The organism is Lactobacillus sp. ESL0228 (assembly GCF_003692825.1).
Taxonomy (GTDB): domain Bacteria; phylum Bacillota; class Bacilli; order Lactobacillales; family Lactobacillaceae; genus Lactobacillus.
This window is the reverse complement of the sequence record NZ_REHJ01000007.1, coordinates 261,062-287,563: the sequence shown is the minus strand read 5'-3', so window position 1 is coordinate 287,563 and position 26,502 is coordinate 261,062. Positions and strand designations below refer to the sequence as shown.

At 34.6% G+C, this 26,502-nt stretch carries 24 protein-coding genes and 2 tRNA genes; 11 read left to right on the top strand and 15 right to left on the bottom strand.

Annotation, left to right across the window (positions count from 1 at the left end; all coding sequences use genetic code 11):
• The first annotated feature begins 552 nt into the window (after positions 1–552).
• Positions 553–1,557 carry a hypothetical protein gene (locus F5ESL0228_RS03280; RefSeq protein ID WP_122022832.1) on the top strand — a complete coding sequence of 335 codons (1,005 nt, stop codon included), beginning with the start codon at positions 553–555 and terminating at the stop codon, positions 1,555–1,557.
• A gap of 320 nt (positions 1,558–1,877) precedes the next feature.
• Here the strand turns inward: F5ESL0228_RS03280 and F5ESL0228_RS03275 are convergent, their stop codons facing one another.
• The 4 genes from F5ESL0228_RS03275 to F5ESL0228_RS03260 all read right to left on the bottom strand — a co-directional run bounded on the left by F5ESL0228_RS03275 (position 1,878) and on the right by F5ESL0228_RS03260 (position 3,760).
• Positions 1,878–2,261: a hypothetical protein gene (locus tag F5ESL0228_RS03275; protein WP_122022831.1), complete on the bottom strand. Its 384-nt coding sequence runs from the start codon at positions 2,259–2,261 to the stop codon at positions 1,878–1,880.
• A 48-nt stretch (positions 2,262–2,309) separates the two neighbouring features.
• Positions 2,310–2,747 carry a hypothetical protein gene (locus tag F5ESL0228_RS03270; RefSeq protein ID WP_122022830.1) on the bottom strand — a complete coding sequence of 146 codons (438 nt, stop codon included), beginning with the start codon at positions 2,745–2,747 and terminating at the stop codon, positions 2,310–2,312.
• A gap of 861 nt (positions 2,748–3,608) precedes the next feature.
• Positions 3,609–3,680, bottom strand: a tRNA-Gln gene (locus tag F5ESL0228_RS03265).
• Positions 3,681–3,688: 8 nt separating this feature from the next.
• Positions 3,689–3,760: transfer RNA gene (locus F5ESL0228_RS03260), tRNA-Glu, on the bottom strand.
• A 207-nt stretch (positions 3,761–3,967) separates the two neighbouring features.
• On the opposite strand from F5ESL0228_RS03260, the gene F5ESL0228_RS03255 reads away from it, so the two are divergent.
• The 3 genes from F5ESL0228_RS03255 to F5ESL0228_RS03245 all read left to right on the top strand — a co-directional run bounded on the left by F5ESL0228_RS03255 (position 3,968) and on the right by F5ESL0228_RS03245 (position 5,973).
• Positions 3,968–4,411, top strand: a complete 444-nt coding sequence (locus F5ESL0228_RS03255) for a LytTR family DNA-binding domain-containing protein (RefSeq protein ID WP_122018040.1) — start codon at positions 3,968–3,970, stop codon at positions 4,409–4,411.
• Positions 4,408–4,854, top strand: a complete 447-nt coding sequence (locus F5ESL0228_RS08605; RefSeq protein WP_122022829.1) for a DUF3021 domain-containing protein — start codon at positions 4,408–4,410, stop codon at positions 4,852–4,854. The genes F5ESL0228_RS03255 and F5ESL0228_RS08605 overlap by 4 nt, the downstream gene beginning before the upstream one ends.
• Before the next feature lie 108 nt (positions 4,855–4,962).
• Positions 4,963–5,973, top strand: a complete 1,011-nt coding sequence (locus F5ESL0228_RS03245; RefSeq protein WP_122022828.1) for a serine hydrolase — start codon at positions 4,963–4,965, stop codon at positions 5,971–5,973.
• A gap of 26 nt (positions 5,974–5,999) precedes the next feature.
• Here F5ESL0228_RS03245 and F5ESL0228_RS03240 read toward each other — a convergent pair whose 3' ends face one another.
• Positions 6,000–6,179, bottom strand: a complete 180-nt coding sequence (locus tag F5ESL0228_RS03240) for a hypothetical protein (protein ID WP_122022827.1) — start codon at positions 6,177–6,179, stop codon at positions 6,000–6,002.
• A 273-nt stretch (positions 6,180–6,452) separates the two neighbouring features.
• Complete coding sequence (locus F5ESL0228_RS03235; protein WP_122022826.1) at positions 6,453–7,919, bottom strand: beta-xylosidase; 1,467 nt, start codon at positions 7,917–7,919, stop codon at positions 6,453–6,455.
• Positions 7,920–8,358: 439 nt separating this feature from the next.
• Here F5ESL0228_RS03235 and F5ESL0228_RS08445 point away from each other — a divergent pair, with 439 nt between their 5' ends.
• The 3 genes from F5ESL0228_RS08445 to F5ESL0228_RS08435 all read left to right on the top strand — a co-directional run bounded on the left by F5ESL0228_RS08445 (position 8,359) and on the right by F5ESL0228_RS08435 (position 9,198).
• The gene (locus F5ESL0228_RS08445) at positions 8,359–8,694 is read left to right on the top strand and encodes a hypothetical protein (RefSeq protein ID WP_233553521.1); all 336 of its coding nucleotides are present in this window, start codon (positions 8,359–8,361) and stop codon (positions 8,692–8,694) included.
• A 77-nt stretch (positions 8,695–8,771) separates the two neighbouring features.
• Positions 8,772–8,882 (top strand): IS3 family transposase, encoded by a 111-nt coding sequence (locus F5ESL0228_RS08440; RefSeq protein ID WP_233553519.1) that lies wholly within the window; start codon positions 8,772–8,774, stop codon positions 8,880–8,882.
• Positions 8,883–9,090: 208 nt separating this feature from the next.
• Positions 9,091–9,198: an IS3 family transposase gene (locus tag F5ESL0228_RS08435; protein WP_255409564.1), complete on the top strand. Its 108-nt coding sequence runs from the start codon at positions 9,091–9,093 to the stop codon at positions 9,196–9,198.
• A gap of 51 nt (positions 9,199–9,249) precedes the next feature.
• On the opposite strand, the gene F5ESL0228_RS08430 is transcribed toward F5ESL0228_RS08435, so the two are convergent.
• The 4 genes from F5ESL0228_RS08430 to F5ESL0228_RS03215 are packed head-to-tail and all read right to left on the bottom strand — an operon-like array spanning position 9,250 to position 13,491.
• Positions 9,250–9,660, bottom strand: coding sequence for a PRD domain-containing protein (locus F5ESL0228_RS08430; RefSeq protein WP_233553517.1), 411 nt, complete (start codon positions 9,658–9,660; stop codon positions 9,250–9,252).
• A gap of 9 nt (positions 9,661–9,669) precedes the next feature.
• Positions 9,670–10,101 carry a CAT RNA binding domain-containing protein gene (locus F5ESL0228_RS08425; RefSeq protein WP_233553516.1) on the bottom strand — a complete coding sequence of 144 codons (432 nt, stop codon included), beginning with the start codon at positions 10,099–10,101 and terminating at the stop codon, positions 9,670–9,672.
• Between the two features lie 21 nt (positions 10,102–10,122).
• Positions 10,123–11,526 (bottom strand): glycoside hydrolase family 1 protein, encoded by a 1,404-nt coding sequence (locus F5ESL0228_RS03220; RefSeq protein WP_122022825.1) that lies wholly within the window; start codon positions 11,524–11,526, stop codon positions 10,123–10,125.
• Between the two features lie 36 nt (positions 11,527–11,562).
• Complete coding sequence (locus F5ESL0228_RS03215) at positions 11,563–13,491, bottom strand: beta-glucoside-specific PTS transporter subunit IIABC (protein ID WP_122022824.1); 1,929 nt, start codon at positions 13,489–13,491, stop codon at positions 11,563–11,565.
• 366 nt (positions 13,492–13,857) lie between these two features.
• Here F5ESL0228_RS03215 and F5ESL0228_RS03210 point away from each other — a divergent pair, with 366 nt between their 5' ends.
• Complete coding sequence (locus tag F5ESL0228_RS03210; RefSeq protein ID WP_122022823.1) at positions 13,858–14,682, top strand: serine hydrolase; 825 nt, start codon at positions 13,858–13,860, stop codon at positions 14,680–14,682.
• Positions 14,683–14,944: 262 nt separating this feature from the next.
• Here F5ESL0228_RS03210 and F5ESL0228_RS03205 read toward each other — a convergent pair whose 3' ends face one another.
• The 3 genes from F5ESL0228_RS03205 to F5ESL0228_RS03195 form a co-directional block, all read right to left on the bottom strand.
• Positions 14,945–15,925: an alpha/beta hydrolase gene (locus F5ESL0228_RS03205; RefSeq protein WP_122022822.1), complete on the bottom strand. Its 981-nt coding sequence runs from the start codon at positions 15,923–15,925 to the stop codon at positions 14,945–14,947.
• A gap of 35 nt (positions 15,926–15,960) precedes the next feature.
• The gene (locus F5ESL0228_RS03200) at positions 15,961–17,154 is read right to left on the bottom strand and encodes an MFS transporter (RefSeq protein ID WP_122022821.1); all 1,194 of its coding nucleotides are present in this window, start codon (positions 17,152–17,154) and stop codon (positions 15,961–15,963) included.
• A gap of 167 nt (positions 17,155–17,321) precedes the next feature.
• Positions 17,322–18,332 (bottom strand): AraC family transcriptional regulator, encoded by a 1,011-nt coding sequence (locus F5ESL0228_RS03195; RefSeq protein WP_122022820.1) that lies wholly within the window; start codon positions 18,330–18,332, stop codon positions 17,322–17,324.
• A 179-nt stretch (positions 18,333–18,511) separates the two neighbouring features.
• On the opposite strand from F5ESL0228_RS03195, the gene F5ESL0228_RS03190 reads away from it, so the two are divergent.
• From F5ESL0228_RS03190 to pgmB, 3 genes are read left to right on the top strand one after another with little or no spacing between them, the layout of a single operon-like run.
• Positions 18,512–20,215 carry a glycoside hydrolase family 3 protein gene (locus F5ESL0228_RS03190; RefSeq protein ID WP_122022819.1) on the top strand — a complete coding sequence of 568 codons (1,704 nt, stop codon included), beginning with the start codon at positions 18,512–18,514 and terminating at the stop codon, positions 20,213–20,215.
• Between the two features lie 18 nt (positions 20,216–20,233).
• Positions 20,234–23,050, top strand: coding sequence for an alpha-L-rhamnosidase (locus tag F5ESL0228_RS03185; RefSeq protein ID WP_122022861.1), 2,817 nt, complete (start codon positions 20,234–20,236; stop codon positions 23,048–23,050).
• On the top strand, positions 23,031–23,690 hold the full coding sequence (gene pgmB / locus F5ESL0228_RS03180; RefSeq protein WP_122022818.1) for a beta-phosphoglucomutase: 660 nt from the start codon (positions 23,031–23,033) through the stop codon (positions 23,688–23,690). Before F5ESL0228_RS03185 ends, pgmB begins: the two co-directional genes overlap by 20 nt.
• Positions 23,691–23,835: 145 nt before the next feature.
• Here pgmB and F5ESL0228_RS03175 read toward each other — a convergent pair whose 3' ends face one another.
• Together F5ESL0228_RS03175 and F5ESL0228_RS03170 are read right to left on the bottom strand one after the other, a co-directional pair.
• Positions 23,836–24,921 carry a PTS sugar transporter subunit IIC gene (locus F5ESL0228_RS03175; protein WP_122022817.1) on the bottom strand — a complete coding sequence of 362 codons (1,086 nt, stop codon included), beginning with the start codon at positions 24,919–24,921 and terminating at the stop codon, positions 23,836–23,838.
• 190 nt (positions 24,922–25,111) lie between these two features.
• On the bottom strand, positions 25,112–26,497 hold the full coding sequence (locus F5ESL0228_RS03170) for an MFS transporter (RefSeq protein WP_122022816.1): 1,386 nt from the start codon (positions 26,495–26,497) through the stop codon (positions 25,112–25,114).
• Between the last annotated feature and the right edge of the window lie 5 nt (positions 26,498–26,502).

The following is a 26,502-nucleotide window of genomic DNA, read 5'->3' as shown; positions in this document are numbered from 1 at the left end:
TAATTGACCACGTCCAGCTCACATTTGAGTCCATTAAGAGTTAATGTAGCTTTCTCAATAACAAATTGTTAGTGAGATTGTGCCATGGTCAAGAGGTTTGCAGCCCCATTATTCTGTATTGATTACTAACGTAAAAACAAGTCAATAATTGGTTTCTCCCAAAATTCATATAACCATTCAAGCAATGATGCATCCCTACCAAGGAAGAACGTTTCGTTCACCGTTAATCATACTGTGGCCAAAGGGGTGTACGTTTTGGAACCCCCTTAATGTACCAACGCATAATTGCGTTCGTTAATACTTACTACAACAAAAAGAGAGCTCGGTTTTGAGCCCTCCTAAATAAAATTACAGTTTTTCTGAGGTAGTTAGCTTATCAGGGATGCATAATTTAGTTCTCCCCAAAATTGGGTAAATCTATTAACTTAACAAATATACTTACAGATTATATTTTAACCAAACCATTTTTGGATTGGTAATACTAATCAATTTTCTAACAATCTATCAAAATATCACCTTAGCTAATGTATAATTGGGCTTGAGGTGATTAAATTGAACAAAAGAACTTTAAATGATACCCTTACAAATTTTCTGGATTTTGATAATGCTATCAAATTTGTAAATTATGTTAGTAGAAACGATTTTGATAAGGCTAATAAAGTTATAGATAAACTATATAGCCCAGAGGTTAGCCCAGAAGTTTTTTCTCTCATATATAGTTCTATGCTAAACAACATCGAACCATGGGAAAATCTTGACCTAGAAAAATTTGATGATTATACAAAATCCAAACATAAAGAATTTTTTGATAAATTAATAATTTTATTTGGAATAGCGAAGTGGAATAATTATAGACTCTTTTACGCTATTAAAGACCTTCCTTTTTCTGAAAATGAGCGAAAATTAATAGAAAAGACTGTAAATGAAAATCTTATTACAGTGGTAGAAAAACAACAGCAGCCATTATCTAAAAAAATAAATGATCAAAAAGATAAACTAGTTGAGCAAGAAGGTAATTTAGATAAATATACTAAGAAATTAGATAAATATACTAAGAAATTAGATAAATATACTAAGAAATTAGATGGTGTCTATTCTGAATTTATTACAATTCTAGGTATATTCACAGCTATAACTTTTGCTATCTTTGGCGGGATAAACACAATTAACTCTATATCGTCCAATTTAAATATTTCTTCTAACAGCCCACAGAATTTAGGCAATTTGCTAATAGGTGCAGCAGTATTAGGTATAGTTTTATTTGGAATTATTACGGTACTTTTTGCTGGTATAGCTAAGATAACTAAAAAGGGCTATAATCTGCCTCCGTTATTAACTATTTCAGTGTTAGCTATAATATCAGCAATGTTTATGATTGGTTTAGTATTTACATTTCTAGCTAGTAATTGGAATTTAACTATTTGGCCACAGTTTATAATTAGTGTAGTTGTAATAATAGCTGTAGTTATATTTACAAAATGTAAATCCAATACATCTAAAAAATCATCAAATAATGAAAAGCAAACAGATAATAGTTCAACTTCTGAAAACAATTAATAATAGAGGGGGGCACATAATTTAAAAGGTGTATAGTGAAGAAACAGGCTCTAGGTCAACACTTTAGACTGTTTTTTGTTTAATAAATACCCTAGTAAATGCTAGTATTTGTTAAGATACAACCGTACCTGCAGGTACACTTGTAAAATTCTAGGTCCTTTTGAAAGACTTCGAATTTGCTAGCGCATATCCTTATTAACAACTGTACTTACAGATAAACTTGTTATAAACCTAAACCGTTATTTTCACGGCTTAGCATTTGTCTAAAACCTTAAAAAACCTAAAATTTTTTAAAGGGTGTCGTAAAACACGACCTCCTTTTATTTGACCAACTTAAAAGCTGGTTCTAGTCCTATCTGTTTCTGGTATTTAGCAAAGTTCTCCATGAATTCAGTTAAAGCTATTTGTTTTAATTCATAATATCGTGTTGAACCATAGCCCATTTCAACCATGGTTATTTTATCTAGCTGCCTTTTTAAATAAGCATCTGTTAGTATCTTTCGTGATTTATCAGAGCACTCTTGAATGGCTTTACCAACGCACCAAGTAACATTTTCAGCAAAGGTTATTTCTTTAGATGCTATCGTTTTATCAAGCGTGGTAAGGTGGTCGACTTTATCAGCTGCTAAGTCTCTTCTATGCCTACCAGAATGTGCTACTAAACTATCTAAGTCTTGTTTGAGGAACACCTTTACCTTTTCCATTTATTGCCTCCTTGATATGCCCTATTATTGCGTTCTAAGCGTCTTTAATCAGTTAAGCATAATCTTCACGCCCTGCTCTTCAAATACTCGTAAATCTTTTAAATCATTAATACCAAACTGCTTTTGTAGCTTAATTAAGTTAGCAGCAAACTGGTTAGAAGCCTCTAGTCGCCATCTCCATGCCGTATTATGAGTTATGCTTAGGTCATTCATTACGTCCAACTGCCGTTTATTATCAAAGTATAGCTTCTTCAATATAGCTTGGTATTTTGCATCACAGTTATTGATAGCTTGATAAATTATATATAAGCCTAAAGCCGTGTTTTGGTCACTAGTTAATAATGTGAAGTCTTTTTGACTGAAATTCTTATTTAGATCAGTCGTTTTTAGTCCCGTTCTTAAACAAAACATTTTTAAATAGTTACTTAGAAACCGTTTAACACTTCTTGAAGTTGCTTTTAAATTAACGCTTTTATTATCTTTCATACATCCTCTAAGCAATCTTTTTCGTTTTAGTATTAGTATACCTAAAAGGCAAAAACAAAGTAATTCGCTGGTTTTTGCATTCTCTCGAAAGATTTAGACTGATATATAAACATCTTTTTTTATAGACTCCGCAAACTCCGAGTACGATAAAATTAATGATTTACTCTTATTCTTACCACCTTTTTAAACAAGTTTATTCTGCATCCCAATACTTAAGCCTAAATCAAGAGTTTCTTTAATACTGTCGCAATTCACTACTGAATTACTTAAGACGTTTTACTAATAAACTTGGTTACTTTAGGCAACCACTAAAAAATCCTTTTTGTAGAAATACAAGCAAAGGATTTTTATTATGGCGTCACGTATCGTTACTCCACACGGCTTAGGGCGATTTGACCTATAGGGTCTGTGTAAAATAGCAAACCCCTTTTAATAATTATTCACTTAAAAGGGATGTAACCAATGTTGTAACCTAATTTCAGAAAATTATGTTTTTAATTGAGTAAATTATAAAAAAGTTGTCACCTAAAATAAAATGTTGTCACCGATTTTTAGTAAGTAAAATCTGACCTATGTTAATTAAAGGTAAACAAAAAGAAAGCCCAATATAAAGGCTTTCTTGAGGTATTAAGCTATAAACTATTTAAATGCTGAACATACTTATTATAACATTTTTCAGGTCACTTTTTTACATTTAGACCAATTTTAGAACATTTTGATTAATCTACCTTTGCGAAAATGTTGTAACCGAATGTTGTAACCTAAGTGACTAATTTTAGGTAATTTCAAAAAATCAGAAAAAATAAAAATGCCTTAGTATCAACGTTTTAAGCTAGTTGAAACTAAGACAAATCAAAAAAATTGGGATATCCGGGCTCGAACCGAAACATGCAGGAACCAGAAACCTGTGCCTTACCATTTGGCTATATCCCAGTGTTAAATCACCCGTACGAGAATTGAACTCGTAACTCCACCTTGAGAGGGTGGCGTCTTAACCATTTGACCAACGGGCAAAATCAACATTAATTATTATGCTTGAAGCTAGAAGTAAAGTCAAGCACTTTTTATCGTGAAAAAGTATTTTTTAATTAACTTGGCAGGTAATTGCTTTTCTAATAGTTTATCCTACCACTTATCCTAAAAAAATGACCATTCATCTTTAAATTATTGTTAACCACGTTTACTTTTGCTATCTTAAAAAACAGAAAGGAGATGCATTTATGCTCGTTAATCAAAAAATTGATCCCAATGCATACGATCTATCAATCACTGTTAATACACCCAAAATTGATAAAAGCAGTACTACTTTACAAGATAATTTGTCTTACTTTGTCAATGATCAAAATTTAATCGGTTATCAAGATGGACGCCAAAAGGTAATTGCCCTTTATGATGTAATTTCTATTCATACACAAGATAAGAAAGTTATCTGCGAGACTAATCAAGGAAATTATCGCTTAAAAAAGCGACTATATGAAATTAAATCAATTCTACCTCAACGAGTCTTCATTCAAGTTTCAAGTTCTGAAATTGTTAATTTTAGTTGCATTCAAGAATTTGCTCTTACACGTAATGGCATTTATCAAATTATTTTTAAAAATGGTCATACAACCTATAGTTCACGCCGTTATATGCAAAAAATCAAAAAGGAGTTTTTATCATGAACCTTTGCAAAAAAATTTTTAAGTTAGCTCTTTGGTCCGCTCCAATTGGAGTCAATATTGGCATACTCTCATACCTTATTTTTAGTCCTTCTTTCAATCCTTTCTCTTCATTATCAAACTTTGAACACTTTTTTCAGAATTCTGTTTCGGTAAATTTGGTTGACTTATTTATTTGGGCGCTCATCGGGATAATTTTTGGCTGCAGTAGTTTAATTTTTAGGATTGAATATTGGAGTATTACCAAACAGACTTTAGTCCATTTCTGTACAACGTATTTTTCATTTATTCTCGTTACTGTCTTAGCCGGCTGGTTCAAACTTACTCAACAGACAATTTTAATAGCAACTCTTGAATTTATCATTATTTACTTCATTATTTGGTCTTTTAGTATGCTTAGAGCGCAGTTAATCGTTAAGTCACTTAACAAAAAGCTGCACCAATAAATCTGGCAAGGCAAATGGCGGGCCTCTTCTTAATCACCTGTGCTACTTTTTCGTTAAATTTCGCTATAATAAATAGAAAAACAATTTAACGAGAAAGCAGCTTTTTTTATGATTGATTATTCAGCCACACAAACTTTAATTGAATCAATGGTTTCAGAACGTGTAGTCCCCGGTGTTAACTACACTTTTATTAATAATAAACAAATTTTTACATCAACAATTGGTTTTGCAAGTATTTACCCCACCGTAACTCAACTCAGTCCATTTGCAGAATATGATTTAGCAAGTTTAACCAAAGTATTAATTACAGAAAATATTTTATTAAAACTTTATCAAGAAAATAAACTCAATTTTTCCGAACCACTTCACCAATTTATTCCTGAATTCACCGATGAGCGAGTGAGACTTTTTCACTTAATGACTCATACAAGTGGGATTCGTGGATGGATAGAACACCGAGATGAACTTAGCCATGATGAACTTTTAGACGCAATTATTCACCTTCCAGTTACAAATGAATTTGAACATAAAATGCGTTACGCTGACACTAATTTTATTTTATTGGGCTTAGTAATTAAAAAGATTTTTGGTAAACCCGTCCAAGAAGTTGGTCAAGCAGAAATAATTGATGTTATGAAATTAACAAATACTACTTTTCATCCTACAAAAAGTGCTTGCGTACCAACAGCTTTATTTAATGGAGAAGTTTTACAAGGAATACCTCATGATCCTAAAGCACAGCAATTGGGAAGCGACTGTGGATCTGCCGGCCTTTTTTCAACTCTAAATGATATAGTAAAAATTTGTAAAGGCTATCTTGGTATCGATCGTGATATCCTACCCTTTAGTCAAGATATCGTTGCTCAACTTTTCGATAACAAAAATAAAGCAGGATTAAAACCGCGCTCTTGGGGTTGGGACCTTCGTTTCGATCCCCTATACCATTATCCAATTATTCTTCATACTGGTTTTACTGGTGTCTTAATTTTACTTGATCGTGTGCGCAAATCAGGATTGATTTTACTGACCAACAGAGTTCATCCCACTGGTCATAATCAAATTTTCCTAACTATTCGCGAAAAAATAATTCAAAGTTTTTTAAAAGAAAATGACCAATAAAAAAGGCAGTCTTCAGACTGTCTTTTTTAGCATTTACGCTGTTTTTTAGGCCAAAAATGATAAATAAGGTCAACAACGGCTTGAGCAAACATTCCCCCAGCCATCCAGTACATTGCCATCATCATCTTGTCGGTAAAAGTAAAGTAAGCAGTAATACCATAGACAATTACCCAAACAATCTTAAAAAACAAATTATCACACATCATTAGTAAAAAACTCCTTTCTCTTCTTTGCCAATTATACCGTTTTTCGAGTGAAAAATGATTGGTTTTCAGGTTATTTAATCCCCAAATTTACCTCTTTCTGAATTTAATGTGAAAATTTGTTATTATTGTATAATGTTTACAAACGTAAGCATTAACAAACTTTTTCCTAAACTTATCAGCTAGATTTGTCAATTTTGATTAATTTTATTGTTGTGTAATTTAATTATGATTAAAGCCACAAAATATTACACTTAAAAAGCAATTTATCTTTTTCTAGGCAAAATAATTGTGGATAGTGGTAAAGGCGCATGAATGCGGTGGCATTTCCAAAACAATCTGGCCTTTTCCAATTTCGATTTCTTGATCTTGAAGCTCGGAAGATTTACGTAGCTCATCAACCTCTGCTTGCTTAAGATATTCTGGCTTACCTATTTCTTGCCATTTTCCAAAAGAATTAGCATGATTTTGATCTATTCTTTGTAAAATAGCTTTATATTTCTTCTTTTTAGCAATATTTATTACCACTTTTTCTGACGCTATTTTTCCACTAGGTACATTATGGTTATATACAAGTACCTGCAAATCTTTTTGCTTTTGAACTGCCAATACCTCAGCTGTTCCCTGATTCTTATCTATAACTTTTAGTCGTTGCATGCCCAATTGATGATAAATTTCAAAAATACGATATACAGGTTTTTCAATGCCCTGAACAGTTTGCAAGCCATAGCCGCCATGAAATACCCCCGGTTTTTGATATTGTTCTTCAAAAATATCAGTGAAAGTAAAGAATGAATAGCCCTCAACTAGACCATCATTATCGGCTAATGTTTTAGCTACCATTGCAGCAGCGTATGGTTCATCATGAATTTGATCACCTACCATTGCAGAAACATTCCATTCAGTATAATAAAGGGGATAGGATTTGGCTTGCTGTCTTGTTTTAGTAGTCATTTCTTTCAAGATACCACAGTGGTAATCGGTTTTTTCTTGATCTGAGTTTTTGAAAAACTCTTCAATCCCTAAACCACTTTGCCATAAAGGATCATCTGTTGGATAATGATGAGTCGTAATAAAATCAAGAGGCACATGATTATTTTCACAAAAAGTAATCATTTCTAAAATCCATGAATTAAATGAAGTTGCTGGCCCCCCAATTTTAATTTTAGAATCAATTTTCCTAATTGCTAAGGCCGTAATTTGATATAGGTGGAAATAGTCTTTTTGATTACCCGCAAAAAATAATGGTAGATTAGGCTCATTCCAAACTTCAAAAAACCAAGATTCAACTTCTTCTTTACCATATCGCTCAATCAAATGACTGATAAAACGACTAATAAGTTCTTCCCACATAGCATCCGTTTTTGGCATTGTATTATTGCCACCATATGGGAAGATCCTATTCTTTCCTGAAGCAAGACAAGTAGGCATAAAACTCAATTCAATAAAGGGTTTCATACCAATTGTTAATAAAAAATCAAAAATTTTATCAATGTTAATAAAATTATATGTAATTCCCTGAGATTTGCCATTAAAGTCAAAATTTTCTACACAAACACTCATTTCATCATCGAAAATACCGTGAAAGCGAACATACTTGAATCCTAATTCTTTATGAACTTTGATTAACTGCTTACGGTAATCTTCCCGCAATGCTGTATAAGCATGACAACTTCCAACGCAAGTTTCCCAATAATGGGGGAAATTTGTTTTTTTATTTTCATCAATTGTAAAATTTAACATAAATTTTTCCTCTACTCTTTATATAAATTGCTTTCGCATAATTAAGTATATTGATTCGAAAATTTTCTTGCTATAGTCAAAAAACAGTATAATTATGCTCAAATCACAGTTTTTTTAAATATTTAATTAGTCTTATTCACTCATTAATAGGTAAATAGGAAACATTGAAAAATGATGCTCCAATTGTGACAGGTAAAACCATTACCATCCAGAAGAGATACTCTGCAAAACCTTATTTTGTCATAATTTATTTGAATATTTTTAATTTTTAATACTCTTTAAATTATTTAATCGATTTCATTTATCTGCAAATATATTAGCGATTCATCAATATACATTCAGTAAAATGTCGGGGCAGTTATGGCAATTTCACAAATTACAGACTAATTAAAATTTTGATATGACCCTGAAATTAAGACAATTTTGGGGTCATATTTTTATGTCTAAATTATCTAAACAAGATAAAATTACAAGCTATCATCTTTGGCATGATCATCAAATTCGTTCTACTGAATTAAGTCGGCGTTATCAGGCTATAAGGTCTAATATTGATTACTTGCTGGCATTGATTGCACGTCACGGCCTGGCTATTTTAGACCAGCCCTACACTATTTATAGCAACGATTTTAAGGAACAGGCCCTTAAGCGGATCATAGTTGAGCATGGAGCACCTCTATCAAGTAGCACTAGATTTCGGCTTGAAAAGTTACGGTATGTTGCCCAATTAGGACGCGAACTTAAAGTCAGCGTAACTTTCATTCTTGATACCCATTAATGCCAATCCGCAACTGCCCCACCGGTCTCGCAGTAACTATTACTACACTTTGAAGAAGGATAAAGATCAGGGCAACAATGATTGAAATCAAAGCTATTTATGAAGAACACAAGCACCGCTATGGCTATCGCCGCATTACCTGGGAATTAAGACGTCGCGGTTTATTAGTTAATTATAAAAAGGTGTAGCGCTTAATGAACAAGCTAAAGCTGTTTGGCATAGTCAGTAAACGCTGGCGCAAATATCCTGCCTTGAACGGCTTGATATTCCACACCGATCAAGGTTGGCAATACCAAAATGCTCAGTTTCAAGCATAGCTGAAAAACCATGGCATTAGCTAATCAATGTCACGCAAAGGCAATTCTCTTTTGAAAAGCAATTTAAAATCTCAATGAAATAGAAGACGCAATCAGGGACTACATTGAGTATTACAATAAGAAAAGAATTATAATCAAACTAAAAGGACTAACTTCGATTGAATATCGGCAGTTAGTCCTCAGTTAACAGCTAATAGAGTGTCCTAATTTTGGGGTTCACACCACACTACAGTTTGAGCTATTCTTTGTTTATCTCTTCATCAACAACTTTGTGCAAATGAATTAAAAGATAAATTTTTTCTTGTTTAGTAATTTGTAGATGGTAATTCTGAGCAATAAAGCTAGCAATATGATTAATAATTTCAACTTCTAATGGCATTTTGTCAGCAAGGTCTTGGTATAGATTCTCCCGATCTTCTTCAGGAAATAATTTTTGATCATAAATACGCTCGGCAAAGTAATTAAGATGAGTCAAAAAGCGCATGTAAGTGATTGTATTTGTATTAATTGGTCTACCAACCGTCCTTTTAACTATTTTTTCTAAATTAGATACAAGTTGGGCAATGTTATTATTTTTATTTGACTTTAAGGTAGTTAATTCAGCATCGATAAAATGCAGCCCAATAACTGTTGCCTCGCTTTTAGGCAATTCAATTTTTTAATCCTTTTTGATTAGGCTTAAAGCAAACTTGCCAATTTTATATTCTTCTTGATGGTGCACCATTACATCCGGATAATTAAAATTTGTACCACTTTCACCTGCTTGCACTCGTTTAACTACAAATGATATATGATCTGCCAGTGACAAATAGAGGTAATCGCGCACTTTAATCTGATATTGACTGGCAGCAAAATCAATAATTTCCTTAACTACATTCAAATACTGATCAGGAATATTATTTGCTAACTTAACAAATTCCTTTAACTTCTTATTATCGGTAAGGACAAAAACTTTTTGAATTTCCTTTTTTTGAATAGGACAACCGATGGCCTTATGGTAGCCTATTCCTTTCCCCATTAAAATACATTCATTGCCTGACCGGTCGAGCGCCAAAATAAGTGAATTATTCAGGACTTTCAATACTTGCATTAACCTTGCGCCTTATCTTCTTTAGTCTGTTAAGCCATTATTCTTGATAACATTTTGATACCAATAAAAACTATCTTTAGGAATACGCTGCATGTCTTTTAAATTATCGTCCGTCCGGTTGACGTAAATAAAGCCATAACGCTTTTTAAATCCTTGATGTGAACTTAATAAATCGATCACTGACCACGGACAATACCCAACTAGCTCTACTCCATCTTGGATAGCAGCATAACAAGCAGCAATATGATCATGCAAATATGCGATGCGATATTGATCATGAATTTTACCGTCATCAGTTAACTGATCACTTGTACCCAAACCATTTTCAGTAATAATTAATGGCAGACGAAACTGATGATAATATTCATTTAAAACCATTCTCAATCCTAATGGATCAATTTGTGCACCATATTCAGTTGACTTAAGATTAGGATTCTGTTCAATTTTAAAATAGCCTGCTAAATCAAAGTCAACATCATTTTTGCGACTTCCTAAAGGATACTTCTCGTTAGATGGAAAATAACTTGCGGCTAAAGTACGATAATAATTTACTGCAATAAAATCCGGTCGGGCTTTTTTTAAAATTATCTGATCCTGGGTTTCAAATTGTGGTAAAATGTGCAGTTTAGTTAAGTACTCCCTATAATATCCAGGATAGCGGCCAAAGCAATACATTTCCAGAGCATAATTAGTTTTGAAATTATCATTCATTTTGGCGGCCCATACATCCTTAGGCTTGCTAGAAATCGGATACGTCATTGTGGCCGAAATAGCTGGTCCAACTTTGCTATTTGGGATGATCGCATGACAATCATTAACTGCATATGCATTTGCCAAAAACATGTGATAATCCATTTGCGCCCTAATTCGTTCCCTATCTTTAGTCGGAACATGATCCATGTTCATGCGTTCATCGACCCTAATCATTAAATTTTGCTCATTAATTACCTGCCAATTTTTCACCCGCTTACCAAAAGCATGAAAGCAAATCTGCGTATACCGCCTAAATGCAGCAACACATGCTCTATTTTGCCAGCCGTTATACTTTAAAACTAGCGCATATGGCAAATCAAAATGGTATAGCGTAACAAAAGGTGTGATGCCATTTTCCAGTAAATAATCGATCACTTGATTATAAAATCTAATTCCATCCGGGTTCACTTCGCCATCACCATCAGGAATGATCCTTGACCATGAAATGGAAAAACGATAAACATTTAATCCTAATTCTTTCATTAACTTAATGTCTTCTCGATAGTGGTGGTAAAAATCACTAGTAATTTTAGTATCTGCTTGTTCTGTAGAGTGCTTAAAAGAGTTAAAGTCAGCTACTGACTCGCCCTTACCTGCATCATTCCAAGCGCCTTCAATTTGAAAGGCAGAAGATGATGCGCCCCATAGAAAGTCTTTCGCAAATTTTTTCATTCGTTTCTCCTTTTTAAAATTAAAGCTTGCAGTATGTTAACTATTAGTTAAGAGATAGAGCAAAGGACTGTCTTCCTCTAAGTAATTCTTTTTTGTTGCTCCAACTGCAGCATATTTTTTAGAGTTCGTAACAATGATTGATGTTGTTAAATCATACCCCTCATGTTCAATCGCTTTTTGATCAAAAGTAATAATTACCTGGCCTTTCTCGACGTGGTCACCCACCTCAGCATACTTTTTAAAATACTTACCTTGCAGCTTAACCGTATCAATTCCAATATGAATTAGCACTTCAACACCATTATCTAGAATCAATCCTAAAGCATGCATTGTCGGATATAAAACACTAATAGTTGCAGACGCAGGAGCAACTATTTCCCCTTTATCGGGGTACACCGCAATTCCTTTACCCATAACGCCGGAAGCAAATACTTCGTCAGCTACCTGAGCAAGCGGAATTGCTTTCCCTTGGACCGGTGAAGCGATCATTAAGTCACAATCTTGTAAAACTAGCTGTTGATTAATTGTTGTTAACTGCCCCTGCTTTGGCATCATAGTGTTTTCACTACCATTTATTGTCTGCTCACCTGAATTTCCAGCATCTTTTTCTGGCAAATCAGTAAAGCCAAAAATAACGGTCATGAAGCACGCTCCACCAAAAGCAATTAGACAACCTAAAACGTAACAAATGAAGGCTTTAATTCCAGCTGATGCATACACGGGAATGGTTAAAATTCCTTGATTGGCAAAGGCATTACCATATGAACCGCCCCAGCCCATCAGAGCGCCGCCCAGCGCCCCACTAATAACAGCATAAGCCATCGGCTTTTTCAAGCGTAAATTGGCACCGTAAATGGCTGGTTCCGTGATTCCAAACAAAGCAGTAACCGTCGCCGAAGCTGCTACAGTTTTCAGATTTTTGTTTTTGGTTTTTAAGAAAACGCCTAATGCTGCTCCAGCTTGCGAAAAATTAGCCGCTCCTGCAAAGGCTAAAAGATTTTGCCGGCCAGTTTTGGCAACATCGTTAATCCCAATTGGGATGATAGCTCGGTGAGCACCAAAAATGACTAAAATGCACCAGATACCGCCAATAAATGCACCAAGTAAGATTGGGCTCAAATTCATAATGCAATGGTATGCCCAATTAATGAAATCACCGAAGTAAATCCCAATCGGGCCAAAAACCATTAAAGTTGCCGGTACCATAATTACAAGTGATAATGTTGGAACCATGATAACTTTTAAAACGTCTGGCATAATTTTCTTAATAAATTTTTCGACATATGACAAGACAAAAACAGCGATAATTATCGGAACAACAGACGAAACATAATTGGCTTTGGTAATACTAATGCTAAAAAGCGTCACATTAGTTTTACCAGTCATTAAAGCTACAATCGTTGGGTAACAAAGTGTAGCTCCCAAAGTCATAGCAATATAATCGTTCGTTTTAAAAACTTTAGCAGCCGAACGGGCCAAAATAATTGGCATAAAGTAGAAAAGTGCATCTGAAGCAGCATTTAAAATGATATACGTATTAAAAGTTTTAACATCGGTATGATATGCATTTAAACCAATTAAAGCAGCAACTGCTAGAATACCTTTAAGCATTCCCGAAGCAGCAATAGCTGGCACAGTCGGGGTAAAAATTGCAGTTACCACATTTAAAATTTTTGTGCCCCAACCAACTTTTGATGAAGATTGATCGTCATTTACATTTTCAGCTAATAAAGGCATTAATTGGTCATAAATTTGTTCGACTTTATTACCCAAAACAACTTGAAGTTGCCCTCCAGCCTCAACTACCTGAATCACTCCTTCAATCTGGCTAAGCGCATTCTTATTCGCTTTTTTATAGTCCTTTAACACAAACCTAAGTCGAGTAAAACAATGCGTTAATCCAGACACATTGTTTTTTCCACCAACTTCACTTAAGATTTGTTCAGCAATCTGATGCTCATTCATATTAATCCTTCTTTTCTTTCAATAAAAAAAGATCAAACGTACGTAAAATAACACCATCAATTATGGTTATATTTTGTACATTTGATCTCGCCTGCTCTACCAGTAACGCGTCAAAATCACGTATTTCTTTTATTAAAGTTAATATAGCATCATCAATAAGCACCTGCAAGCGCTTTTAGTAAAAACATCATAAAATAATTTTTTTAACATTTACGAGTTAACGTTAAACTTACTAACAAATTTGCGACTAAAGACAACTTTAGGTCTTAACATTCATTTTTGACTAGATTTAATAACTATAAACCATAAAATACCTTTGTAATTGTATATATAGAATGAAAAATATTTTAATTAAGGACAAATTTTATGATTGATTATTCAGCCACACAAACTTTAATTGAATCAATGGTCTCAGAACGTGTAGTCCCCGGTGTTAACTACGCTTTTATTAATAATGAACAAATTTTTACATCAACAATTGGTTTTGCAAGTATTTACCCCACCGTAACTCAACTCAGTCCATTTGCAGAATATGATTTAGCAAGTTTAACCAAAGTATTAATTACAGAAAATATTTTATTAAAACTTTATCAAGAAAATGAACTCAATTTTTCCGAACCACTTCACCAATTTATTCCTGAATTCACCGATGAGCGAGTGAGACTTTTTCACTTAATGACTCATACAAGTGGGATTCGTGGATGGATAGAACACCGAGATGAACTTAGCCATGATAAACTTTTAGACGCAATTATTCACCTTCCAGTTACAAATGAATTTGAACATAAAATGCGTTACGCTGACACTAATTTTATTTTATTGGGCTTAGTAATTAAAAAGATTTTTGGTAAACCCGTCCAAGAAGTTGGTCAAACAGAATTAATTGATGTTATGAAATTAGCAAATACCACTTTTCATCCCACAAAAAGTGCTTGCGTACCAACAGCTTTATTTAATGGAAAAGTTTTACAAGGAATACCTCATGATCCCAAAGCACAGCAATTGGGAAGCGACTGTGGATCTGCCGGCCTTTTTTCAACTCTTCATACTTGCTTTACTGGTGTCTTAATTTTACTTGATCGTGTGCGCAAATCAGGATTGATTTTACTGACCAACAGAGTTCATCCCACTGGTCATAATCAAATTTTCCTTCCTAATCTTGTCAAAAATAATGCAATTACATGCCATTAGCAATCTTTATCAAGCAAAAATTGCTTTGCTATTTTCTTTCCAAATATTGAACTACTTAGTTAAAAAAACTTATTATATTTACTGCACTGATTAATGCGATTACATTAGTAATTTAAGTATATGAGTTAAATTTTTTCTCTACTATAGCGAAAAGCCAGGAAAAGCATGTCGTTTTCACAGTTTTTTACCAACATTTTTTCCGTTGCTTTTGCAAATAATTCTAAAAGTAAACAAAAAATCAGATCATGACGATCTGATTTACTTAATTTTTAGCATTGCCTTCTTCCTTGTCCTTCATTTCCTCAAAAGGACTCTTTGCGGGCAAGTCTAAGGCAAAGCGTTTTTCTAACCATTTTGTACATAGAGTTGTCCATTGGCCAACAATTGGTTTAATTTGTGACTTGGAATCAGCCACAGCTTGCGTTGCCAAGCTTAAGCCATGAGTTCCCTCTCCGAAAACGTGAATTTCATACGGAATATTATTTTCTGCTAAGCAGGATGCCATATGTAATGAATTAAGTGGAGAAATTAATGGATCAGCTGCTGTTGTCCAAATAAAGAATGGCGGTGTTTCACTATCAACGTGATCAACTGGACTGATTTCAGTTTCCAATTTTTTATCTGGAAATTCAACACCAGCATAAGCCACGTTAGAAGCTTTCATAAAGGCATATTCGCCAGGCGAATCTTTCTTAGCGCGCAATTGCTGGTCTAACAAATGATAGTCAGTAAGAGAGTAGCCAATAATCGCAAATGCTGGTCGCAATTGTTGACTACTTGCATTCAAGTAATCAGTTAACACAGTCTCATTGTACCTGGTAGCATACAGCGATGCAACATGACCACCAGCTGAAAAGCCGCACACACCTATTTGATCAGGATTGACATGCCATTTTTCAGCATTTCTTTTAACTAAAAGCATCGCTTGCCCTAATTGCCGAATTTGCTTAGGATATATTGTTTCCTTTTTTAACGGCAAGGGCTTTGATAAATCAGGCATTTCTAAACCATGACTAAAGTAAGTTGAATAACGCAGTACAAAACTATGATAACCCATTGATGCAAAATACATAGCGACAGGTTCTGCTTCACGATCGGTACAACTAAAGAAACCTCCTCCAGGACAAATAATAATTGCTGGTCTTGGCTTGCCATTTAGTGTTTCTGGTGAATCATCCAAAACATAGGTAGTAAGAGTAACATTAGAGTAATCTTTATCTAAGCTATATTGTTCAACCTTCATAATACATCCCCGAATCTTTTATTCTCTATTAAAAATTATTTGTTTTTACCTTGTTCTTTTTCAACTCTAGAACCAAAACGAGTGATAAATAATAATGCAGCAGTTACTACAGAAATAACTATTCCGGCAATATATGAATCACGTCCTGGCGCAATTTTAACAGCTGCTAATAACATCGGCACAATCATACCAGCAATTGAACCTAACAAAGTATTAATTGAAATTGCTAATGGAAATTGCTTTTGGTCTGTTAAAATTGACATTTCAAATGGTGCAGTAGCGTTAACTAAGACGATTCCCATTCCTGAAAAGGCATTACCAATGATATGCATTACAATATTTGATGAAAAGACAATACAAATAAATGAAAGTGCAAAGGCAATAAAGCCCCAAGCAATTGTATCTTTCTTAGTGAACCTTCTAATGTAAGTTAAGAATGTCGCGGTAATAATGCCACCTACATTACCTAAAGCAGTTACCATGGCAACATAAGCAGTTCCTTTTCCTTGCGCAGCCAAAACAATTGATTGATTAGACAAGAATGTCATCATTGCTAAAGAAAGCATGAAGTTAACTAGATATAAAACATATACTAGGTTGTTCATTTGCTTTAACAAAGTCCAAAAGCTTTCTTTCTTGCCACCCTCTTTATTTTTATCTGTATTTTGCAATTTAGTATCTTGTGGAATTAAGATAAATGCCAATATGAAAACAACTAGAGCTAATGCATAAACCCAGAAAAGATTTCTCCAATTGGTACTACCTAAAAAACCACCTAAAGCCGTAAAAACCATCATCCCAATATTAGTTACACCAGTTGCCCAACCCATTGCTGTAGCTCTTGCTTCACCTTCAAAGTTTTCCTGCAATAATACGGGAACAACATTAGTAATTGTACCTGTCCCAAAACCAACTAAAACCATACAAGCTAGGATTAAGTTTAAGCTGTTACTATAGATTGCTGGTAAAACGCCGGCAATTCCGACAACAGCAACTGCTAAAAGTCCTAAATTCTTTCTGGTCATCTTAAAAGTTAAATATGCAAATAATGCCGTAGCAATAATTTGACCTAATTGTGGGATAGAGCCAATTAACTGTACCTTAGAAATAGGCTCCTTAGAAAATGACTTAGCAATTGCCGCAATAGCGGAGGTTACTGCTGTTGCCAACATTAGCAATAGGTTCATACTTAAAATACCTATTGCTTTAGATATTTGTTTTTTATTCATTGATTCTTCTCCTTACTTGGTTTCGCTTTCAAATTTCATTTAAAAGTATATTATCCATAAGGAGTAGTGACCATATTCAAAAAACAGAGAAACTATATCCATTTCCCAGTTTTTAATGAATAACAAAAAATAAAAATGACCAGTAAATTGCCTTACTAGTCATTTTTTTAACTATTTTTTTGACGATATTCAGCTGGTGAAATCCCAAAATACTTTTTGAAAATTTTATAAAAATACGAAGGATTTTCGTAACCTACCCTAGTAGCAATCCTTTCAATTGGCGCTGTCGTATAAGTTAGATATTCGGCTGCAACATTGATTCGTTGCAAATGCACTAATTGGATAAAGGTCTTACCAGTATGCTTTTTTAGATAGTCCGATAAATAATTCTGATTAAAGCCAAAGTGGGTGGCCATTTTTTGCAATGTAATGTTACTGTAGTGTTTTTCAATATATAAAAGAAGTGATAGTAAGTTATTGTTTTTCTTTCGAAAATCTTTTACCTTGATTTCAGCGTTAGCTGCTTGCCTAATTAATAGCGAAAATAACGTTAACATTTCCAACCGAATCAACTGATCGGACTGGATATCAGGGTGATAGTATTCTGAAATAATATCATAGATTAAATTAGTAATTTTAACATCATGGTTAACTTCAAATAGACTATAACGACCCTCACCATATTCCTCATTGGATAAAAGTGAAAATAAGATATTAGAAATGTTAGAGCCATTTTCGCGATGGTTTAAATAGTCAAGCTCGTTTAAAGAAAAAGCTGAACTTCGTAATGCAATATTAACAACCACTCCTTTTTTACTAATTGGCTTAACTTTATGAATAGTTCTGTTTCCCATAAAAATCAAGTTATTTTGTTTAACTTTAATTTCGGAATGCTCTAAAACCACCACACAGTCTTCAATTAGTGGGATCATTATTTCAACATAATCATGAATATGATATGGAATAAAAGAATTAGTCGGTTGTACTGCAATCGAAATAGAACTGCTATTAAGTGTTAGATCATCCGAATAGGTATCAAAGAAACGGTAGATTGGTTCATTCTCGATTTGTCCAACTTTTTTTGTCAGATTACCGTTTTTTTCAACCGTAGCAAGAACATCTGACCAATTTCGGGGTGAATTATTTTTTCGTAATAGGCTCAATACTTCTTCTTTCAAAATGCTTACTCCTTTCTTTCGTTGGTAGTGTGCTGTTTATTTAAACTTTAATCTCTGTTTCAAAATAAAATCTGTGAAATCAACACAATATTTATGATTTTTGGCAATAGCAGAACCACTAACACTAGATTAAAATAAATCTTAAATCAATTTATATTTATAGCACACGGAGGAAAAATATGACAGACCTATCTAAAAAACCTTATAACTTGTCTGCTGCGCAAATTGACTTTGTTAAGCAAAAAGTAGCAAGCATGTCAACCGATGCCAAAATTGGTCAACTTTTCTTTGTCATCGGCGAAGACGAAGAAAACACGGACTTGAAAGCATTTGTCGAAAAATATCAACCAGGTGGAATTATGTACCGTCCTGATGATGCCAAAAAACTGCAACACGAAATTGCAACTTCACAAAAAGCAAGTGACATTCCACTTTTAATTGCAGCTAATCTTGAAGCCGGCGGTAATGGGCTTGTAAATGGTGGTACATGGTTTGGCCGCCCATTGCAGATTGCTGCAACCGATAACGCTCAAAACGCTTATAATTTAGGAGATGTCTCTGGTTACGAAGCAAAACAAGTTGGTGGCAACATGTCATTTGCACCAATCGTCGACTTGGACCAAAACTTTCGTAATCCAATTATGAATGTCCGAACTTATGGCAGTAATAAAGAACGAGTAATTAGAATGTCTGACGCTCAAATTGCCGGACTAAATGCTAACCACGTTATTCCTGTTGCCAAGCACTTCCCTGGTGATGGTGTCGATGAACGTGACCAGCACTTATTAAGTTCGATTAATTCGCTTTCCGCTGATGAATGGATGAAATCCTACGGAGAAATTTATCACCACTTAATTGATAATGGTTTGCCAAGTATCATGATTGCTCATATTATGCAGCCTGCTTGGGAACGCCGACTTGAGCCAGGAATTGAAGATAAAGATTTAAGACCAGCTTCAACTTCTAAGCTTTTAATTAACGGCTTACTTCGGAAAGTTTTGAACTTCAACGGCTTAACCATTACTGATGCAACGCCAATGATTGGTTATAACGCAACAATGAAGAGGTCAGAAGCCTTACCTGCAACAATCAATGCCGGTATTGACATGATTCTCTTTAATAAAGATATTGACGAAGATTACAAATTTATTACTGATGCCGTAGCTAACGGTACCATTCCAATGTCACGCGTTGATGAAGCTGTTACTAGAATTATCGCAACTAAGGTAGCACAAGGCGTGATGAATACCGCAGGTGAACTTTGTGAACCTTCATCAAGTAATTTTGATTTAAAGCTGGCAGAACACGAAAAGCTTGCTGCTAAGGTTGCTGAAGAATCAGTTACTCTTGTTAAGGATCGTGATCAATTACTGCCAATTACACCAAAGAAATATCCACGAGTTCGGCTTGTCGTTTTAGGTGATACAGATGATGGTGGCTTTAAAGAAGGCGGTAAAGTAACAGCCAAATTTAAAGAAAAACTTGAAGAAAAAGGATTCCAGGTTTCCGTCTTTGATCGAAAGCACTTAGATTTCCAAGAAGTTTTTGAAGGTGGCGTCCAATTTGAAAAGAAGAGTTTTGACCTTGCCTTTTACGTTGCCAACGTTGAAACTGCAAGTAACCAAACTACCACTAGATTAGATTGGATTCACTTGATGGCCGCAGATGCACCATGGTTCATGAAGGACATCCCAACTGTCTTTGTTTCCACTTGCAATCCTTACCACCTCTTTGATATTCCGATGGTTTCAACTTACGTTAATGCTTATACTGGCAACGATGTTACTATTGATGCCTTATTGAAGAAAATGATGGGTCAAGAAAAATTTCTCGGTAAAAACCCAGTAGATCCTTTCTGCGGTCGTTTCGATACCCGTCTATAGAAAGAGAGTAAAATAATGATTGAAATTAATCAGATTACAATTAATCATATGACCGAGCCACTTGGTTATGATTTAGATAATCATTTACGGGTTGAATTTAATCTTACTAGTTCTGCCGCTATGCAAAACACAAAGAAAAGAATCGTTGTTAAAGCTGATAAAGAAATTTACGATTCAGACTGGCAAGATTATAATAATAACTTTTTTGATTTTGCGATTAACTTGCAGCATAGAACGCGCTACGAATTAACCGTTTCTGTAAAAAATGATAACGATGAAAGCAGTAAAAATAGTTTCTTTGAAACAGGTAAAATGGTTGAGCCGTTCACTGCTAGTTGGATTGGCAATTCTAATAAAGATCTTCAAAATACTTTGCTTGCAAAGAACTTTGCGTTAAAAAAGCCGGTAAAAAGTGCTCGTCTTTACATTACTGGCCTGGGAGTTTATGAAGCCTACTTGAATAAGGAAAAAGTTGGCAATGAAATATTAGCCCCAGGTGTAACCGCCTATGACCAATTGGTTCAAGTGCAAACTTATGACGTAACTAGACTTCTCCAAAAATCCTCTGACCAAGAATTACTGATTTCTCTTGGTGATGGTTGGTATAAAGGCAACTTTGGTTTTGATGGCGGACAAGAAAACATCTATGGCAATCGCCAAATGGCTATTGTCGAATTACATGTTCAATACGCTGATAATTCAACGGAAACAATTTTAAGTGATGCTTCCTGGAAAACTACTTCAGGTAAAATCACTAAGTCGGCTATCTATTACGGTGAAGATTATGATGATACTCATGTAATAGCTGATTGGCAGCCAGTAACCGTACTTGATTATTCCAAGAAAATTCTACATGATCGTTTGAGTTTGCCTCTTAAGGTCAATGAATATCTTCCAGTTAAAGAAATAATTAAAACACCTGCTGGTGAAACGGTCTTAGATTTTGGTCAAAATCATGCTGGATGGCCAGAATTCTTTAACCGGGAAAATGCCGGCGCTTCGCTTAAATTACAGGTTGGCGAAATCCTGCAAAATGGTAATTTTTACCGTGACAATTTAAGGGAAGCCCGAGCAGCATTCCATTATACTTCAAATGGTGAACAAAAATGGGTGCGTCCCCACTTCACTTATTATGGCTACCGCTATGTCAAAGTTACTGGCAATACTAAACCACTAACTAAGGCAGATTTTAGATCAGCAGTAATCTATTCAAATATGAAAACTACCGGGGCCATTAAGACAGATAATACCAAGGTTAATCGCCTGTTAGCTAACGTAATGTGGAGTCAAAAAAGTAATTTCTTTGACGTGCCAACAGATTGTCCGCAGCGTGATGAACGTCTTGGGTGGTCTGGGGATGCGGACATTTTTTCAGGCACTGCCATCTTGAACATGGACGCATACGCATTCTTTAAGAAGTATGCCCGTGACATGCAAATCGAGCAAAATAATCATGATGGAATGCTTACCATGTATGCCCCAGCAATGGGTAACGACAGTGGTGGAGCCGCTATTTGGGGCGATGCTGCGACTGTCATTCCGTGGACAGTTTATGAAGCATACGGTGATCCAGCAATTTTAAGGCAAAACTATTCTAGTATGAAAGCTTGGGTTGACTGGATTAGTCAATCGACCTCAAAGCCAAATCTTTGGACAGGTTGCTTCCAATTTGGTGATTGGCTATCACTTGATGGTGAAAATCCGGCAATGCCTACTGGTAAAACTGATGAAGACTTCATTGCCTCCGTTTACTATTACTACTCAAGTTCAATCGTTGCTGCCGCCGCTAAAGTTTTAGGTCATCAAAAAGATGCTCACAAATACGCTGAACAGGCTAAAGCTATCAAGCAGGCTATTAGATCTGAATATATCACGCATAATGGGCGCTTAGCAATCGACACACAAACTGCTTATGCATTAGCACTGCGCTTTAATCTGATCCCTGAAGAACAGAAAAAGCGTGTCGTAAGTGATTTGGTGACGCGCCTTGGCAAAGATAATAATCATCTAAAGACTGGCTTTGTGGGTACCCCATTGATTTGTCAAGTATTGTCAGAAAACGGTGAGCATAAACTGGCTACACAAATTTTCTTAAACGAAGATTTTCCAAGTTGGCTTTATGCCGTTAACCTTGGGGCTACTACCATCTGGGAACGTTGGAACTCAGTTTTACCTGACGGTTCAATGAATCCTGAAGGAATGAATTCATTAAATCATTACTCTATCGGAGCAATCATGCAGTGGGTTTATCAACAAGTTCTTGGACTCCATAAACAACAAAACGGCTATCAAAAAGTTGAGTTTGCGCCACGATTTGATTATCGTCTCAAACATGTTCAAGGCCATTATGAAAGCTCATATGGTGATCTCCAAGTTGAATATCAACTTGAAAAAGACGAAAAGCATACAATTGAAATTAACTTAACTATTCCATTTGGACAAACAGTAACGGTTAAATTGCCTCGGAATAACGGTCAAGTGAAAGTCAATGGCGTTAATGAAAGCTTACCATTGACCCTCACCGGCGGAAAATATACTATTAGCTACCAACCAGTAACTAGTTACATTGAATATTACAATTTGGCAATGCCAGCTAAACAAATTATGGCTGATCAAGAATTAGTTAAAAAATTAGAACCAATCAACGACGTATTTGGCTTTTTGAAAGATCCTAAGAATCTGGAGACTTTTGGTGGCAGTTCTTTAACCGAGATGAACGTAATGCTCCCATTTATCAATATTTCAGATGATGATTTTGCAAAAATCAAAGAAATCATGGTACAAACACCATTATCAAGTGAAAGGAAGTTCTTAAATGAAAGGCGTACTGTTTGATCTTGACGGCGTAATTGCCGATACATCCGTTTACCACTTTCAGGCATGGCGCAAGTTAATTAAAGATCATTTTAACCGTGATTTGCCTGACGAATTAGAAAAACAAACTAAAGGAGTTAGTCGTAAGGACTCTTTAACAGCAATCTTAAACTATCTTGATATTAAAGTTAGTGATGCGAATTTTCAAGAAATGACTGACGAAAAGAATAACGTCTTTCGTAAATTACTTGCTAGTTTAACACCACAAAATATTCTTCCGGGAATATCTGATTTAATCTCCCAATTTAAACAACATAATGTTAAATTATCACTAGCTTCAGCCAGTCTTAATGGCCCTTATATTTTAGAAAAACTGCAATTAAATTCTGTTTTTGATGCAATTGCTGATCCAAGCAAAGTAATGTCTGGAAAACCTGCCCCAGATATTTTTCTAGCAGCTGCATCTGCTATCAATGTAGAGCCCAAAGATTGTATTGGAATTGAAGATTCGATCGCCGGTATTAAAGCAATAAATAGTGCAGGTGCACTTTCTGTTGGCGTTGGTGCCAAAAATGAGCTGGGAGAAGCAAAACTGCTATTTCCAAATACTTCAGCCTTAAACTATAACCAAATAGAAACTGCCTGGAAAAAATTTAATTAGCTTAAGCTCTACTATTTGAAATTAAAAAAATTTAAACAAAAAAGGATTCAACCTCATTCTGATATGATCCCCAAAATTAGGACAAATTTAGGGGAATTATTGTGGCTAAATCCTTTTTACTTTTACGTCAAACTTCAGCGATGCTTTATTCACCTAAATAAGCAAAAACTACCTTTTCATCATAAACTTTAAATAATTTTTCAAATACAAATTGACAAACAACTGCAACAACAGCTGGAATTATAATCCAAACAATAATTGCCATCACAATATTAATACTCAACTTACCAGCATCTAGTGAAGCTAACGGACCAACCAATCCTACTAACCCAAAGCCTGCTGAAGCGGGTGTTCCGCTAACATGGAACAAGGCAACAGGAATTGCAGAAATAATTGCAGTAATCAAAGTTGGTAACAAAATAATTGGATGGCGAAAAAGATTTGGCATCATCATTTTCATTGCTCCTAAAGCAATAGCAATCGTTACACCAGATTTATTCGTATGCCAAGAGTGAACAACTAATACGATGGTGGTAGCAGCAACCCCCATCGCAGCAGCACCAGCAGAAAGACCATTTAATTGAATTGCCATACCAATCGCAACTGTAGAAATTGGCGAAATAATCAAGATCGCAAACATGCAAGCAATTAAAATACACATTAAAATAGGTTGTAAATTTGTGAATGAATTGATAACATCACCTATCCAAGTTGTTATCTTACTAACATATGGTAAAATCAACATACCAATATAGCTAGATCCACCCCCAATTAAAATTGGGGCAGCGACTATTTTGACTGAACCAAAATGTTGACCTACCGCTAACAATAGACCTACTGCAATTGCAGCTGTAATCATTGTATTAATTAAATCGCCAGTACCTGCTGACACAAATAATCCTTGAGTCTTAGTAATTGGATTTACAATTTGAGGAATAAATTTAGTTACTCCTGAACCAACATAAGCAGAAGCTGCAACTATTGCAACATCTAAAGGAATCATTTTAAACTGAATGGCAATTAGAGCACCAATTAGTAATGGGGTAGCACATTGAAACATCAACAATGCATGACCAATTTGAATTGTAATTAGATTTTGACCAAATAATTTTAAAATTGCGCTTATCACAGCGTTAGGAATTAAGCCAACAATGATCCCAGTCGCTGTACCGGATAAAATATTATTGAAAAAATTTTTAGCAGTTAGTTTATTATTCCCTGTACTTGCCATAACATACTCCTTTATATTCCGATAAAGATTATCAATTTCATAAAAGCATATTAATAATCATTAAACAATTGTTTATTATTTTATCATAATTATTAAAAAAATCTATTACTTATGTATATTTTGATAAAACAAAAAAGAAGTATACTCTATTTCCCTAACTTGATATTTCAATTTTTAGACAACAATAACATTATTCTTCTTTTTCTAGTCTGAACAAATTGAGGTAGCTCAATAATATTATTACACTAATAATCGCCATTACTACAAAAGCTATTTGAGTACCTTGCGCAGTCAACATCGCATAATTACCCGATTTTTTCTGCCAGGTTGAAACAATCGTAGCCATTACAGTCGTTCCCATTGAACCTGCATATTGCTGACCGGTTTGGAAAACGGCTGTTGCATCAGTATGTAATTCTTCAGGCTGCAATTTCGAGGCTTCAGCCATCGTATTATTAAAAGCCATTTGTCTTCCAATAATCATAATGCCATAAAAAATGCCAACCATTAAAGTTGAAATTTTTAATCCAAAAGCAGCAAACAATACACTTGCCGTAAAACAAAAGATCGTACCAGTTAATAACGGCACTTTAGCACCCTTTCTATCATAAATATCACCAAACCATGGGTTTAGAAGCCCGCTTAAAATACATCCGGGTAAAAGCACTAATCCACCAATAAGCGAATTTTCATGATTAACAATTTGAACATAATTTGGCAATATAAAACTAGTACCAATATTAATGAATTGTAAAAGCAAATATGAAATCATCGCAAAAATGAATGGTTTGTTTTTGAAAATCTTAAGATCAATTAACTTTTTATTACTTGTTTGCGAAAGTTTAATAAAAATCACAATTAAAATAGCAACAACTATCATGCTGACCCAGAACCCAGCATCGCCTAAACCATTACTAATTCGATTAAAACCTAGGTTGAAAATTACCATCGCCATAACGATAATTGCATAGTTTACCCAGTCAAAAGCCGGATCTGTTTTTTCATGATATTGCTCAATCACTGAAATACCTAATAACAAAATAATAAAAGCAAGACCAGCTACTATTTGAAAAATTAAGGGCCAGCCAAAATAATAAACAATTGAACCACCAAATGTCGGCCCTAAAGCTGGTGCCAAGATAATCACTAGACCAGTTATGCCCATATAAAAACCCCATTTTTCTTGTGGCATTAATTCAACTACAAGATTAAACATTAGTGGAATTGATAGCCCAGCACCAACTGAAGAAATTAAACGTCCCATCAACAAAATCCAAAAATTCGTAGCTATAGAAGCAATGAGTGAGCCACCAATAAAAGTAACTGCTGCTGTTAAAAACAATTGTCGTGCCGAGAAACGTTCATTTAAATATGAACTTGAAACCATAATTATGGCAATCATCAATAAATATCCAGTTGTAGTCCATTGTACTAATCCTAAACCAATGTGAAATTGTTTCATTAATGTTGGAAATGTAACATTAAGACTTGTTTCAGTTAAAATCGTAACGAAAGCCATTAAGGCACAACTAATGATTGCTAACACATGCTTAATTGAATTGCTTTTTTCGTTCATAAATC

Excerpts from the sequence above, each read along its gene's own strand:
- pgmB (WP_122022818.1), top strand. The coding sequence starts at position 23,031 with ATGAAAGGCGTACTGTTTGATCTTGACGGCGTAATTGCCGATACATCC.
- F5ESL0228_RS03210 (WP_122022823.1), top strand. The coding sequence starts at position 13,858 with ATGATTGATTATTCAGCCACACAAACTTTAATTGAATCAATGGTCTCA.
- F5ESL0228_RS08440 (WP_233553519.1), top strand. The coding sequence starts at position 8,772 with ATGATTGAAATCAAAGCTATTTATGAAGAACACAAGCACCGCTATGGC.
- F5ESL0228_RS03205 (WP_122022822.1), bottom strand. The coding sequence starts at position 15,925 with ATGAAGGTTGAACAATATAGCTTAGATAAAGATTACTCTAATGTTACT.
- F5ESL0228_RS03215 (WP_122022824.1), bottom strand. The coding sequence starts at position 13,491 with ATGAATGAGCATCAGATTGCTGAACAAATCTTAAGTGAAGTTGGTGGA.
- F5ESL0228_RS08425 (WP_233553516.1), bottom strand. The coding sequence starts at position 10,101 with ATGCAAGTATTGAAAGTCCTGAATAATTCACTTATTTTGGCGCTCGAC.
- F5ESL0228_RS03245 (WP_122022828.1), top strand. The coding sequence starts at position 4,963 with ATGATTGATTATTCAGCCACACAAACTTTAATTGAATCAATGGTTTCA.
- F5ESL0228_RS03235 (WP_122022826.1), bottom strand. The coding sequence starts at position 7,919 with ATGTTAAATTTTACAATTGATGAAAATAAAAAAACAAATTTCCCCCAT.
- F5ESL0228_RS08605 (WP_122022829.1), top strand. The coding sequence starts at position 4,408 with ATGAACCTTTGCAAAAAAATTTTTAAGTTAGCTCTTTGGTCCGCTCCA.
- F5ESL0228_RS08445 (WP_233553521.1), top strand. The coding sequence starts at position 8,359 with ATGTCTAAATTATCTAAACAAGATAAAATTACAAGCTATCATCTTTGG.
- F5ESL0228_RS03175 (WP_122022817.1), bottom strand. The coding sequence starts at position 24,921 with ATGGCAAGTACAGGGAATAATAAACTAACTGCTAAAAATTTTTTCAAT.
- F5ESL0228_RS03275 (WP_122022831.1), bottom strand. The coding sequence starts at position 2,261 with ATGGAAAAGGTAAAGGTGTTCCTCAAACAAGACTTAGATAGTTTAGTA.
- F5ESL0228_RS03240 (WP_122022827.1), bottom strand. The coding sequence starts at position 6,179 with ATGATGTGTGATAATTTGTTTTTTAAGATTGTTTGGGTAATTGTCTAT.
- F5ESL0228_RS03270 (WP_122022830.1), bottom strand. The coding sequence starts at position 2,747 with ATGAAAGATAATAAAAGCGTTAATTTAAAAGCAACTTCAAGAAGTGTT.
- F5ESL0228_RS03255 (WP_122018040.1), top strand. The coding sequence starts at position 3,968 with ATGCTCGTTAATCAAAAAATTGATCCCAATGCATACGATCTATCAATC.
- F5ESL0228_RS03200 (WP_122022821.1), bottom strand. The coding sequence starts at position 17,154 with ATGAATAAAAAACAAATATCTAAAGCAATAGGTATTTTAAGTATGAAC.
- F5ESL0228_RS03220 (WP_122022825.1), bottom strand. The coding sequence starts at position 11,526 with ATGAAAAAATTTGCGAAAGACTTTCTATGGGGCGCATCATCTTCTGCC.
- F5ESL0228_RS03190 (WP_122022819.1), top strand. The coding sequence starts at position 18,512 with ATGACAGACCTATCTAAAAAACCTTATAACTTGTCTGCTGCGCAAATT.
- F5ESL0228_RS03170 (WP_122022816.1), bottom strand. The coding sequence starts at position 26,497 with ATGAACGAAAAAAGCAATTCAATTAAGCATGTGTTAGCAATCATTAGT.